Raw genomic sequence first — 12,781 nt, forward strand, 5'->3', positions numbered from 1 at the left:
GGCGAAGGAGGCGTTCCATGACCGATCCCGCCGAAGTGCTCGCCCTGCCGAAGCCCGCATGGGTCACGGAAGACGTCGCCATGCTCTACGACATGGCGCGGCGCTTCATGGAAGACGAGATCGTTCCGCATTACGACGACTACGAGAAGAACGAGATCGTCGACCGCTCGGCCTGGGAAAAGGCGGGCGCGGCCGGCCTGCTTTGCGCATCCATGCCCGAGCAATATGGCGGCGCCGGCGGCACATACGCGCATGAGAGCGCCATCATCGATGCCGTCGGCCATGCGGGCGTCGATGGTTTCGGCATCGTGCTGCACAACGCCATCGTCGCGCCGTATATTCTCCACTACGGCTCGGAGGAGCAGAAGAAGAAGTGGCTGCCGAAGCTGGCGACGGGCGAACTGATCGGCGCGATCGCCATGACGGAGCCGGGTGCCGGCTCCGACCTGCAAGGCGTGAAGACGCGTGCGCAGAAGGACGGCAACCGCTACCGCATCAACGGCTCCAAGACCTTCATCACCAACGGCCAGAACGCCAATTTCATCGTGGTGGTCACCAAGACCGATCCCTCGCAGGGCGCGAAGGGGACGTCGCTTATCGTGGTGGAGGCCGACGAGGTGGAAGGCTTCCAGCGCGGGCGCAACCTCGACAAGATCGGGCTGAAGGCGAACGACACGTCGGAACTGTTCTTCAACGACGTTTTCGTGCCGACCTCCAACCTGCTGGGCGCCGAGGAGGGGCAGGGCTTCATCCAACTGATGCAGCAATTGCCGCAGGAGCGCCTTCTGATCGGCGGCCAGGCCGTGGCCATGGCCGAACGCGCGCTTGCCGCGACCTTGGACTACGTCAAGGAGCGCAAGGCTTTCGGCAAGCCGATCCTCGATTTCCAGAACACCCAGTTCAAGCTCGCCGAACTGAAGACCGAGATCACCATCGGCCGCACCTTCTATAACGATTGCGTGGCGCGCCATGTGGCGGGCGGGCTGGACGCGGCGACCGCCTCCATGGCGAAATACTGGCTCTCCGACCTGCAGGGCAAAGTTGTGGACGAATGCCTGCAATTGTTCGGCGGCTATGGCTACATGAACGAATACCCCATCGCGCGCATGTATCGCGACGCCCGCGTGCAGCGCATCTACGGCGGCACCAACGAGATCATGAAACTGCTGATCGCGCGCAGCCTCTAGGGTGTCCGGAATGAATCTGCCCGCAGCCGGGTGCGGCGGCAAAGGAGAAGAAAATGGCTGAAGCTTATGTCTACGACGCCGTGCGCACGCCGCGCGGCAAGGGCAAGAAGGACGGCTCCCTGCACGAGGTGCCGGCCGTGCGGCTTGCCGCCCGCGCGCTGGAAGCCATCCGCGACCGCAACGGACTGGACACGGCCGAGGTGGACGACATCATCTTCGGCTGCGTCGATCCGGTCGGCGAAGCCGGCTCGGTCATCCCGCGCGCCGCGGCCTTCGAGGCCGGCTACGACAACAAGGCGCCCGGCATGCAGATCTCGCGCTTCTGCGCCAGCGGGCTGGACTCGATCAATTTCGGCGCCGCCAAGATCGCGCAAGGGTCGGACGATATCGTCATTGCCGGCGGCGTGGAGAGCATGAGCCGCGTCGGCATGGGCATGTCGGGCGGCTCCTGGTTCATGGATCCTTCGGTGGGCCTGCCGGCGTGGTTCGTGCCGCAGGGCATCTCGGCCGACCTCATCGCCACCAGATACGGTTTCTCGCGCGACGACGTCGACGCCTATGCGGTCGAGAGCCAGAAGCGGGCGGCCAAGGCGTGGGAAAAAGGCTGGTTCAAGCATTCCGTCATCCCGATCAAGGACCAGAACGGTCTCATGATCCTCGACCATGATGAGCATATGCGTCCCGCCACCGACATGCAGGCGCTGGCTTCGCTCAACCCGTCCTTCGTCATGCCCGGCGAGATGGGCGGCTTCGACGCCGTCGCCGTCCAGCGCTATCCGGAGCTGGAGGAGATCAACCACGTCCATCATGCCGGCAATTCCTCCGGCATCGTCGATGGCGCGGCCGCGGTGCTGCTGGGCTCGAAGAAGGGCGGCAAGGCCATGGGTCTGAAGCCGCGCGCCCGCATCCGCGCCTTCGCCAATATCGGCTCCGAGCCGGTCATGATGCTGACCGGGCCCGTCGATGTGACGCAGAAGCTGCTGAAACGCGCCAAGATGAAGCTCTCGGACATCGACCTGTTCGAGCTGAACGAGGCCTTCGCCTCCGTCGTGCTGCGCTACATGCAGGCGTTCGACATTCCGCACGACAAGATCAACGTCAACGGCGGAGCGATCGCCATGGGCCACCCGCTGGGCGCTACCGGCGCGATGATCTTCGGCACCGTGCTGGACGAGTTGGAGCGGCGCGACCTCAACACCGCGCTGGTCACGCTCTGCATCGGCGCCGGCATGGGCACCGCCACCATCATCGAGAGAGTGTGACGATGGCCGCGATCACACGACGCGCCCTGCTTTCGATGCTCGGGCTTGCGACTGTTGCGACGGCCGCCGGCACGACCTTGGCACAGGCGGTGAGCCCCGCGCGCGAACGCGGTTTGCTGCGGCTGCGCGGCGTGGTGCGCTATGCCGCCAACGGCCCGTTGCCGGTGGGCGTGCTCACCATCCGGCTGGAAGAGCAGGGCGTCATGGACAAGGCTGCCCGGCAGATCGCTTCTGCAAGGGTGCGCAGCGACGGCCGCCGTCGCACGGTGCCGTTCGAGATGAACGTTCCGCGCGCGGCGCTGGCAAGGGCGGCCGATCCGGGCTTCACCGTGCGGCTCGAGCGCAATGGCCGGCTCACCGCGATCAACACCTCCAAGCAGCGCTACCGGGGCGGCCGCACGGCCACCCTGACCATCGAACCGATCCTTTACTGAGGGGCAGGCAAATGGCTGACTACAGGAACTTCACCCTCGACATCGACGCCGACGGCATCGCCCTCGTCACCTGGAACATGCCCGACCGTTCCATGAACGTCTTCACCGAAGAGGTCATGCAGGAATTGAACGCCATCGTGGACAAGGTGGCGGGCGACGCCGGCATCAAGGGCGCGGTCGTCACCTCCGGCAAGGACAGTTTCTCCGGCGGCGCGGACCTTTCCATGCTGCAGAAGATGCTCGCCACTTTCGCGGCCGAAAGCCGCAAGGACCACGCCGCCGCGGCGCAGAAACTGTTCGATACCGCCGGTTATATGAGCCGGCTGTTCCGCAAGCTCGAGACCTGCGGCAAGCCCTGGGTTTCGGCCATCAACGGCACCTGCATGGGCGGCGCCTTCGAGATGTCGCTGGCCTGCCACGGCCGTGTCGCGGCCAATTCCGACAGCGTCCGGATGGCGTTGCCGGAGGTCAAGGTCGGCATCTTCCCCGGCGCGGGCGGAACGCAGCGCGTGCCGCGCCTGACCGACCAGCAGCAGGCGTTGCAGATGCTCACCTCCGGCCAGAACCTGACGCCGCAGAAGGCCAAGGCCATGGGCCTTATCCATGACGTCGTGGAGCCGAAAAAGCTGGTCGACGCGGCCAAGGCGATGATCGCGGCCGGCCTCAGGCCGGTGCAGCCCTGGGACGAGAAGGGCTTCAAGCTGCCCGGCGGTCCGGTCTATTCGGCGGCGGGCGCAAACCTGTGGCCGCCGGCCATCGCCATCCTGCGCCGCGAGACCTACGGCAACTATCCGGCCGCAGCCGCGATCCTGAAATGCGTCTATGAAGGGCTGCTGGTGCCGTTCGACACCGCGCTCAGGATCGAGACGCGCTATTTCACCGAGATCATGCAGTCGAAGGAAGCGGCGGCGATGATCCGCTCGCTGTTCGTCTCCTTGCAGGAACTCAACAAGGGCGCGCGCCGTCCCGAGGGCGTGGCGCCGACCAAATTCAAAAAGATCGGCGTCATCGGCGCCGGTTTCATGGGCGCCGGCATCGCCTATGTGACGGCCAGGGCCGGCATTCCGGTCGTTCTGGTCGACCGCGACATGGCTTCCGCCGAGAAGGGCAAGGCGCATTCCGCCGAACTGATGGACGGGCTCATAAGGAAGGGCCGCGCCAGGCCGGAGGACAAGGACAAGCTGCTCGCGCTCATCACGCCGAGCGCAGACTACGGCGATCTTGCCGGCTCCGACCTCGTGGTCGAGGCGGTATTCGAGGATTCCGCCGTGAAGAAGGCTGCGACCGAGCAGGCGGAGCAGGCGTTGAAGCCCGCTGCCGTCTTCGCCTCCAACACCTCCACCATCCCGATCACGTCGCTGGCGAAGAATTCGGCGCGGCCGAAGAACTTCATCGGCATCCATTTCTTCTCGCCGGTCGACAAGATGATGCTGGTCGAGATCATCCTCGGCAAGAAGACCGGCGACAAGGCGCTGGCGGTGGCGATCGACTATGTGCGGGCGATCAAGAAGACGCCGATCGTCGTCAACGACACGCGCGGCTTTTACGTCAACCGCTGCGTGCTGCGCTACATGTCGGAAGCCTACAAGATGCTGATCGAAGGCGTGCCGGCGCCGATGATCGAGAACGCCGCCCGTGCGGCCGGCATGCCGGTCGGGCCGCTCGCGCTCACCGACGAGACGGCCATCGACCTCGCCCAGAAGATCATGCGCCAGACCATCCGCGACCTCGGCGATAAGGCGATCGATCCCGCGCAGATGAAGCTCATCGACACCATGGTGGACACCCATGGCCGTTTCGGCCGCAAGAACGGCAAGGGCTTCTACGACTATCCCGCCAAGCCCGCGAAGAAGAAGCTGTGGCCGGGACTGAAGGACCTCTACAGGCAGCAGGATCCCGACGCGATCGACTTCGAGGAATTGAAGCAGCGCCTGCTGGTCGTCATCGCTCTGGAAGCGGCGCGCGTAATGGAGGAAGGCATCGTCACCGATCCGCGCGAGGCCGATGTCGGCTCCATACTGGCCTTCGGCTTCGCGCCTTATACCGGCGGTACGCTGTCCTACATCGACGGCATGGGCGCGGAGAAGTTCGTCAAGCTGGCCAAGCGGTTGCAGAAGAAATACGGCGCCGAGTTCAAGGCGCCGAAGCTGCTCCACGACATGGCGCAGAAGGGCGAGACCTTCTACCAGCGCTTCGATCCCTATACAAAGCCGGCGTCGAGAGAGGCGGCCTGAAGGGGAGTTCCTCATGGACAAGCCCGGATGCGGACGCTAGAAGGGAAAGGTATTTTTTCCTGTCCGGGAGGGCTTGATGCTCTCGCATGATCGCGTCTGGGCCGCCATCGACGCTCTGGCCGAGCGGCATTCGCTTTCGGCCTCGGGGCTCGCCAAGCGTGCGGGCCTCGATTCCACTGCCTTCAACAAATCGAAGCGGCAATCCTCGGACGGCCGCCCGCGCTGGCCGTCGACCGAATCGCTGGCCAAGATCATGGAAGCGACCGGCGCCACCCTGGACGAGTTCATCGCCCTGGTCGAGGACCGCATGCTGCAACGCCCGGAACGGAACATCGCGGCGCGGCGGCAGGGCGTGCCGCTGGTCGGCTTCGCCCAGGCTGGCGCCGGCGGCTTCTTCGACGACGCCGGCTTTCCCGTCGGCCAGGGCTGGGACCTGATCGAACTTCCGGCGCAGTCCAGGGACGGCTCCTACGCGCTCAAGGTGCAGGGCGATTCCATGCTGCCGCTCTATCGCGACGGCGACGTGCTGATCGTCGAGCCGGGCGCTGCCGTTCGCAAGGGCGACCGCGTCGTGGTCAAGACCAGCACGGGCGAGGTCATGGCCAAGGTGCTGGAACGGCAGACGGCGCGTTCCATCTCGCTGGTCTCGCTCAATCCCGCCCATCCCGATCGCGACCTGCCCATGGCCGAGGTCGAATGGGTGGCGCGCATCGTCTGGGCGAGCCAGTAGGCCGAGACGCATGCGGATACCCCATATAGCGCTTGCCGTCGCCATGCTGCTGGCCGGCTTCGTGGCCGTTTCGGCCGGCCGCCAGCATCTGGCGCGCAACGAGGTCAAGATCGAGACCGACCTGCCGCAGGATTTGCCGCCTGCGGCCGATGACGGCTCCGACGAGATGCCGCCTGTCCCGGACGCGGACGCAACGGCCGATGAACCGCAGGCGGATCCGGCACCTCCGGCGCCCCAGTCGCCGACGCGCTCGATCGATCCCGAAATGGCGCCGCGATCCGATGACGCATCCGGCCCGCTGGAGCGGGTGGCGCCGCGACCGCCGCTGAGCGACCTGTCGCTGGCGGGTCCCTTGAAGCCGAAGCAGCCGGATGCGGGCGAACCGGCCGCGAAAGAACAGGACGAATGGAAGGGCGAGCCGCTGTTCCAGCCTGTCGCCAATGCCGCAGGCGAGATCGAATCGAAGGGACATTCCGTCGAGCTTTCCGGCATCGATGTGGTGAAGCCGGATGAAACCTGCACGGACGATGCCGGCAAGGAATGGGCCTGCGGCCTCAGGGCGCGCACGGCGTTCCGCGCCTTCCTGCGCGGGCGTGCCGTGACCTGCGACGCGCCCGAAGGCAGCGGCACCGGACCTGTCCGGACGCAATGCCGCATCGGCAAGGAGGATATCGGCCAATGGCTGGTCGAGAACGGCTGGGCGCGCGCGGCGGCAGGCGGTCCCTACGCCGATGCGGGCAAGACGGCCAGCGAGGCGAAGAAGGGCGTTTTCGGTCCGGCGCCGGACCTCTCCAACCTGCCGCCGGAACCGTCGGTCGTCGTCGCGCCGCTGCCCGGCGAAGGGCAGCGGCCATCTTCGATCCTCGACCTGTCCGGCACGACGACCGCGCCGCCGGCCGGGCCTGCGGCTACGCCACCGCCAGGCTTCCCGCCAGCGCCTGCCGAATGAGGGCGACGGTTTCGGCCACGCCGTAGAGCGCCGCGAAGGAGCCGAAACGCGGGCCGCGTTCCTGTCCGAGCAGTACCTGGTAGATCATCTGGAAGAAGGCGACCGACACGCCGGGCCCGCCTTCCGGGCTCTGCTTGGAATGGTCCTGGTAACGCTCGATCTTGCGCGCCACATTGAGCGCGGCAGTCTGGATCGCCTCGCCGTCGGCACCGGCCGGCAGCGCCGATAGCGCGGCCGCCAGCTTTTCCAGTGCATCCCGTTCGATCTCGTCGGGCGCGCGGAACACCTTGGTCGGCTTCACGAAGTCGTCGAAATAGCGGATTGCGTATTCGGTCAGCTTGTCCAGTTCCGGATGCGTGGCGGGGGTGACGCCCGGCGCATAGCGCGAGATGAAGCCCCACAGCACGTCCTTGTTCTGCGCGTTGGAGGCGCTGACCAGGTTGAGCAGCAGCGCAAACGGCACCGGCAGGTCGATGGCCGGCGGATTGCCGTTGTGCATGTGCCAGACCGGATTGCCGAGGCGGTTCTTCCAGTCCTGCTTCGGATAGGCCGAAAGGAACTGGTAGTATTCGTCCACCGCACGCGGGATGACGTCGAAATAGAGCTTCTTGGCCACGCGCGGCTTCTGGAACATGTAGAGGCCGAGGCTTTCAGTCGGCGCATAGGTCAGCCACTCGTCGATGGTCAGCCCGTTGCCCTTCGATTTGGAGATCTTCTGGCCTACTTCGTCCAGGAAAAGCTCGTAGACGAAATGCTCCGGCGCGCGACCCCCGAGGATCACGCAGATGCGGTCGTAGATCGCCGCATTGGTCTGGTGGTCCTTGCCGAACATCTCGAAATCGACGCCGAGCGCGGCCCAGCGCATGCCGAAATCCGGCTTCCATTGCAGCTTCACCCTGCCGCCGGTGACGGGCAGGGTCGTTTCCGTGCCGTCCTCGTCGTCGAAGGTGATGGTGCCGGCCTTGGCGTCGACCTGCTTCATCGGCACATAGAGCACGCGCCCTGTCTTCGGCGAGATCGGCAGGAAGGGGCTATAGGTCGCCTGCCGTTCCTCGCCCAGCGTCGGCAGCATCACCGCCATGATGTCGTCATAGCGCTCGGCCGCGCGCAAAAGCACGTCGTCGAACCGGCCGGACTTGTAATAATCCGTGGCGCTGGCGAACTCGTAGTCGAAGCCGAACGTGTCGAGGAAACGGCGCAGCATCGCGTTGTTGTGGTGGCCGAAGCTTTCGTAATTGCCGCCGAACGGATTGGGCACCGAGGTCAGCGGCATATGCAGAAAGGGTTCCAGCGCCTTGCGGTCCGGCACGTTGTCGGGGATCTTGCGCATCCCGTCCATGTCGTCCGAGAAGCACAGGAGCCGCGTCTTGACCTTGTCCTCCGTCAGCACGCGGAAGGCGTGGCGCACCATGGTGGTACGCGCGACTTCGCCGAAGGTGCCGATATGCGGCAGGCCGGACGGGCCGTAGCCGGTCTCGAACAGCACGGTTTCGGGCAATCCCGTCTTGGCATGGCGTGCGATGATCTTTTTGGCTTCCTCGAACGGCCACGCCTTGCTCTCGGCGGCCGCGGCCAGAAGTTCGGGGTTGAGATCGATCGGGGGAAGTTCAGCCATGTCAAGCGTCCTGCGGTTCTGTCGGGCGAAACCGACCGCTCCGCTCTATGCGCCGCAGACCGGAGCGTCAACGATTGCGCGCGTTTTTCCGGCCTGCCGCGCGCTTCTTAGTAGAAGCTGACGGGAAAATACCGCAGGTAGAGTTCGGCAAAGGTGCCTTTGACGGAAATCTGCTGCAGCGCATAGTCGAAGGCATCGGTCAGTTTGTCGTCGCCTGGCTTGGTCGCGATGGCAAGGCCCGTGCCAAGATATTCCGGAGCCAGATAGGGCCCGCCGGCGAAACGGCAGCAGCCCCCGGCTTCCGAGCCGGCCAGCCAGAACGCCAGCCGCATGCCGTCGCCGAACACGGCGTCGATCTTTCCGGCCTTGAGATCGGCATAGAGGTCGTCGGATTTCGAATAGGTGACGGCCTCGACCATGCCGAAATAGCCGCGCAGCATCTGCTCATGCGCCGAGCCGGCCAGAACGCCGACCCGCTTGCCGCGCAGCCCCTGATAAAGGGGTTCGGACAGCGCCTTCGTCTTCAGCATCGCGAAGCGGGCGGGGAATTGCAGGTAGCTGTGCGAGAAGGAATATTTCAGCCGCGTCTCGGCCGTTGCGGCGATGCCGGCGATGATCGCCTCGCCGTCGCCCTTCTCCAGCGCGGCGTCCAGTTCGTTCCAGGGCAGCGCCTGTATCTGGCAGCGGTCGGCCAATGCCAGTTCCGCGCAGATCGCGCGCGCAAGGTCGACATGGAAGCCTGAAAGGCGGCCTTCTTGGTCGAGGAAATTGAACGGCGGGAAGTCCGTGGTGGTCAGGAACCGCAGCCTGGGCAAGGCGCTGAGGTCCGGCTTGGCCAGGCGCTCGTTGGCATCCCAGAATATGGGCGGCTGCGGTTCCGTCGCATGGACGGCATTTGCGGCCAGCAACATTGAAATCAGTGCGAAAGCGAGTCGCCGAAGCACGAACAAGATTCCCATCATCGAACCCGCAATGCTTGTGGAACGAAAAAGTGGCGGCCTCAACGGTTTTTGGTTTCAACGACGAAAATTGCGGCTATTGTCATGAAGCTGGGGTGCCGGCGGTCGGGCGAGGGGTTGCCGGATCGACGGTTAGTTGGGCATTGGTCGCGTGGATCGACCTGCAACATGGGGTGGATGTTGCGATGTATAGTTTCGTTCACGAGCGGACGTTTTTCCGACAGAATGCGTGTTCGGCCCCTTGGGTCCGACCGAAAGCACGGCGCGATCTTTCCCATGAAGGGCCGCCGCGGCTCCGAATGACGCTGTACCGGTAGGCGTCGGGATCACAAAATCCTGAAGACTGGCCAAGTGCGGGCTCGCAGGAGCCTGCGCACCCACGGCGCGGGCGGGAAACCTCATGCGAATAACGGATCTGGACGCCGGAAACGGCGCGGCAGCGAGGACGCGCGGTTCGCCGCGGCCGATGGATGACGGGGCAGGGCTCGCCGAAACCGCCTTCCCTGAACTGGCCGAATGGCAGCCGGTGCTGCAACGGCTGCGCATTTCGCGGGAGATGGCGATAGCGATCGCTGCCCGCGCACATGGTGAGGGCGCCAGCTTTGCGGACGGCTTGTTGAACTCCAAGGTCGTGGCCCGCCGCGCCGTGCTGCGCGCGGTGGCGGCACATCTTGGCGTCGGGCTCATGGACGAGATCGATCCGCGGCGGCTGATTGTCAGCGATGAAGACGCGATCCTGCTTTTGCGGCGTCGTGCAGGTCACATTCCCGTCAGGGTCATCGAGAGGGACGGCAGCATCTCCTTCGTCATGTCGCTGGAACGTTTCGCGCTGGGCGTGATGCGTCGGAAGCTGGAAACGTCTCCTTCCTTGGGCGCGCGCATCAAGCTCGCAGACCCCTTGGCGATGCGTGTCGCCATGCTGGCGCGCGCCCGGCCGCAGCTTGCCAAGACCGCGGTCAACGGGCTGTTCGAGCAGTTTCCGGCGATGTCCGCGCGCATCGTGCCCAGCGCCTGGCAAGGCACCGTGGTGGGCATCGCGCTGACCGCGCTGCCGGTCGGCGTGGTCCTGGCGCCTGGCCTTGTGCTGGGGACGCTGCACGTTCTCGCCACGCTGTTCTTCTTCGCTTGCGTGGCCCTGCGGTTTGCCGCCGTCGCGTCCATCCGCGCGCAGCGGCGGGCAAAGGAGATCGCGGTTCCGAAAGGCGACGCGCCGGTCTTCACCGTGCTGGTGGCGCTTTACAAGGAGGCCGCCATGGTGCCCGGCCTCCTTGCGGCGCTGGACCATCTGGTCTGGCCGCGCCACCGGCTGGAGATCAAGCTGGTGTGCGAAGCCGACGACGAAGCCACGCTGGCTGCCCTTCGCGCCTGCCGGCTGCCGGCCCACATGGAGGTGGTCGAGGTGCCGCCCGGCCAGCCGCGCACCAAGCCCAAGGCCCTGTCCTACGCCTTGCCCATGACCGGCGGCGATTTCGTCACCCTCTACGATGCGGAAGACGAGCCGCACCCCATGCAGCTTGTCGAAGCCTGGCAGCGCTTCCGCGAAAGCGGCCCCGACCTGGCGGTGGTGCAGGCGCCGCTGGAAATCTCCAACCGGGGCGAAGGCATGATCGCGCGCATGTTCGCCTTCGAATATGCGGGCCTGTTCCGCGGGCTCCTGCCCTGGCTGTCGCAGCGCCGGCTGATGCTGCCGCTCGGCGGCACGTCGAACCATTTCCGGCGCGCGGCTCTCGACAAGGTGGGTGGCTGGGATCCGTTCAACGTGACCGAGGACGCCGATCTCGGCATGCGGCTGGCCCGCTTCGGCTATCGCGCGGAGACCATCTCCAGCCCGACCTACGAGCCCGCTCCGAAAAGGCTCGGCGTCTGGCTGCCGCAACGCACCCGCTGGTTCAAGGGCTGGACGCAGACCTGGCTGGTCCATATGCGCAGTCCCGTCGTGCTGGCCCGCGATCTCGGCTTCGGTTCGTTTCTGGTCGCGCAGGTGCTTTTCGCCGGCATGCTGGCTTCGGTCCTGCTTCATCCGCTTCTATTGGGGACCTTTCTTTTTCTGCTGGTCGGTCTCGTCTCGGCGGTGCCGGCCGACGGGATGGATGTCGTCCTGCTTACCGTCGATACGGTCAACATAGCCTGCGGCTACCTTTCCTTCCTCCTGCTCGGCTGGCAGACGCTGACGCGGACGGAGCGTCGCGGGTTCTGGAAGGTCGTGCTGCTGACGCTGCCCTATTGGGCCATGATGTCATGCGCGGGCTGGCGTGCCCTGTGGCAATTGTGGCGCCAGCCGCATCTGTGGGAGAAGACGCCGCACGAACGTGCCCCGTCTGCGTTTGGCCGGCAGGCTCCGTCGCCCCGCAGGGACGGTCCGCCCCAGAGCGCGCCTAGGCCTGCTTTGCCTGTTTGGAGAGGAAGGAAGGACCTTCGCCGATGATCTTCTTGTCCTCCTTGCCGATCACCTCCTTGTCGCGTCCCTCATAGGCAAGCGAGAGCAGGAGCCGGCGGATGACGGCCAGCCGCGCGCGCCGCTTGTCGTTCGCCCGCACCACGATCCAGGGCGCCTTGTCGGAATGAGTGCGCCTGAACATCTCGTCGCGCGCCTTGGTGTAGGCGTCCCATTTGCTCAGGCCGGCGACGTCGATGGGCGAGAACTTCCAGTTCTTCAGCGGGCTGTGGCGGCGGTCGTGGAAACGGTCGAGCTGCGTTTCCTGGCCGATATCCAGCCAGAACTTGAAGAAATGAACACCGTCCTGGCGGATCATGCGTTCGAAATTCGGCACTTCCTCCAGGAATTGCTCGTGCTCCTGAGGCGTGCAGAAGCCCATGACCGGCTCGACGCCGGCGCGGTTGTACCAGGAGCGGTCGAAGCTCACCAATTCGCCGGCGGTCGGGAAATGCGTGACGTAGCGCTGGAAATACCATTGGCCGCGCTCCGTCTCGGTGGGCTTGCCGAGCGCCACGTTGCGGGCGCTGCGCGGGTTCAGATACTGGTGCAGCACGAAGATCGTGCCGCCCTTGCCGGCGGCGTCACGCCCCTCGAACAGCGCCATCACCCTTTGCCCGGTGGCCTGCAGCCATTTCTGCGCCTTGACCAGTTCGATCTGCAACTGTTCCAGCGTCTTATCGTACTCGTCGCCCTTCAGTTTCTTGTCGTAGGGATAGCCGCCGGCGGAGAGCTTGTGCTTCTCGATCCAGTCGGGCAATTCGGACGCTTCGACGTCGAACTCCCGCTCCTTGCCGTTCACTTTGATCTGTATCGGCGGGATCGGCGTATCCGGCAGCGTGTCCACGGTCCTGGTGGCCGCGACGTTCTCGTCCGGCGTGCCGTCGGTCTCTTTCATGTCGGTCGCACCCTTCACAGTTTGCGAACTCATGCTATGGGGAGCCTTCGGCAGCGTCCAGCGCGAAGTTCGCGTCAGG

Annotated in this window: 10 protein-coding genes; 7 read left to right on the forward strand and 3 right to left on the reverse strand. The window is 65.3% G+C overall.

Features of this window, described 5'->3' with window-relative positions; all coding sequences use genetic code 11:
* Nucleotides 1–17 precede the first annotated feature (17 nt).
* From QU595_RS01760 to QU595_RS01785, 6 genes are all read left to right on the forward strand, one after another.
* Nucleotides 18–1,187, forward strand: coding sequence for an acyl-CoA dehydrogenase family protein (locus QU595_RS01760; RefSeq protein WP_315918558.1), 1,170 nt, complete (start codon nt 18–20; stop codon nt 1,185–1,187).
* A 53-nt stretch (nt 1,188–1,240) separates the two neighbouring features.
* Nucleotides 1,241–2,449 carry an acetyl-CoA C-acetyltransferase gene (locus QU595_RS01765; protein ID WP_315918559.1) on the forward strand — a complete coding sequence of 403 codons (1,209 nt, stop codon included), beginning with the start codon at nt 1,241–1,243 and terminating at the stop codon, nt 2,447–2,449.
* 2 nt (nt 2,450–2,451) lie between these two features.
* Nucleotides 2,452–2,883 (forward strand): YbaY family lipoprotein, encoded by a 432-nt coding sequence (locus QU595_RS01770; protein WP_315918560.1) that lies wholly within the window; start codon nt 2,452–2,454, stop codon nt 2,881–2,883.
* A gap of 11 nt (nt 2,884–2,894) precedes the next feature.
* A complete protein-coding gene (locus QU595_RS01775; protein ID WP_315918561.1) occupies nt 2,895–5,117 on the forward strand; it encodes an FAD-dependent oxidoreductase in 2,223 nt (740 codons plus the stop codon).
* A 76-nt stretch (nt 5,118–5,193) separates the two neighbouring features.
* A complete protein-coding gene (locus QU595_RS01780) occupies nt 5,194–5,847 on the forward strand; it encodes a helix-turn-helix transcriptional regulator (RefSeq protein WP_315918562.1) in 654 nt (217 codons plus the stop codon).
* Nucleotides 5,848–5,857: 10 nt separating this feature from the next.
* On the forward strand, nt 5,858–6,796 hold the full coding sequence (locus QU595_RS01785) for a thermonuclease family protein (protein WP_315918563.1): 939 nt from the start codon (nt 5,858–5,860) through the stop codon (nt 6,794–6,796).
* Here the strand turns inward: QU595_RS01785 and QU595_RS01790 are convergent.
* Both QU595_RS01790 and QU595_RS01795 read right to left on the reverse strand, forming a co-directional pair.
* Nucleotides 6,756–8,411: a lysine--tRNA ligase gene (locus QU595_RS01790; RefSeq protein WP_315918564.1), complete on the reverse strand. Its 1,656-nt coding sequence runs from the start codon at nt 8,409–8,411 to the stop codon at nt 6,756–6,758. The two genes, QU595_RS01785 and QU595_RS01790, sit on opposite strands and share 41 nt — an antisense overlap.
* Before the next feature lie 107 nt (nt 8,412–8,518).
* Nucleotides 8,519–9,322: a transporter substrate-binding domain-containing protein gene (locus tag QU595_RS01795; protein WP_315918565.1), complete on the reverse strand. Its 804-nt coding sequence runs from the start codon at nt 9,320–9,322 to the stop codon at nt 8,519–8,521.
* A gap of 448 nt (nt 9,323–9,770) precedes the next feature.
* Between QU595_RS01795 and QU595_RS01800 the strand changes: the two genes are divergently transcribed.
* The gene (locus tag QU595_RS01800) at nt 9,771–11,795 is read left to right on the forward strand and encodes a glycosyltransferase family 2 protein (protein ID WP_315918566.1); all 2,025 of its coding nucleotides are present in this window, start codon (nt 9,771–9,773) and stop codon (nt 11,793–11,795) included.
* On the opposite strand, the gene ppk2 is transcribed toward QU595_RS01800, so the two are convergent.
* The gene (gene ppk2 / locus QU595_RS01805) at nt 11,746–12,735 is read right to left on the reverse strand and encodes a polyphosphate kinase 2 (RefSeq protein WP_315918567.1); all 990 of its coding nucleotides are present in this window, start codon (nt 12,733–12,735) and stop codon (nt 11,746–11,748) included. The genes QU595_RS01800 and ppk2 overlap by 50 nt on opposite strands.
* Nucleotides 12,736–12,781: the final 46 nt, after the last annotated feature.

Origin of the sequence: Mesorhizobium sp. SP-1A (genome assembly GCF_032460275.1) — a bacterium.
Taxonomy (GTDB): Bacteria; Pseudomonadota; Alphaproteobacteria; order Rhizobiales; family Rhizobiaceae; genus Mesorhizobium.

Coding starts and splice junctions, on each gene's coding strand:
- QU595_RS01760 (WP_315918558.1), top strand. CDS start 18: ATGACCGATCCCGCCGAAGTGCTCGCCCTGCCGAAGCCCGCATGGGTC.
- QU595_RS01765 (WP_315918559.1), top strand. CDS start 1,241: ATGGCTGAAGCTTATGTCTACGACGCCGTGCGCACGCCGCGCGGCAAG.
- QU595_RS01785 (WP_315918563.1), top strand. CDS start 5,858: ATGCGGATACCCCATATAGCGCTTGCCGTCGCCATGCTGCTGGCCGGC.
- QU595_RS01780 (WP_315918562.1), top strand. CDS start 5,194: ATGCTCTCGCATGATCGCGTCTGGGCCGCCATCGACGCTCTGGCCGAG.
- QU595_RS01790 (WP_315918564.1), bottom strand. CDS start 8,411: ATGGCTGAACTTCCCCCGATCGATCTCAACCCCGAACTTCTGGCCGCG.
- ppk2 (WP_315918567.1), bottom strand. CDS start 12,735: ATGAGTTCGCAAACTGTGAAGGGTGCGACCGACATGAAAGAGACCGAC.
- QU595_RS01800 (WP_315918566.1), top strand. CDS start 9,771: ATGCGAATAACGGATCTGGACGCCGGAAACGGCGCGGCAGCGAGGACG.
- QU595_RS01770 (WP_315918560.1), top strand. CDS start 2,452: ATGGCCGCGATCACACGACGCGCCCTGCTTTCGATGCTCGGGCTTGCG.
- QU595_RS01775 (WP_315918561.1), top strand. CDS start 2,895: ATGGCTGACTACAGGAACTTCACCCTCGACATCGACGCCGACGGCATC.
- QU595_RS01795 (WP_315918565.1), bottom strand. CDS start 9,322: ATGTTGCTGGCCGCAAATGCCGTCCATGCGACGGAACCGCAGCCGCCC.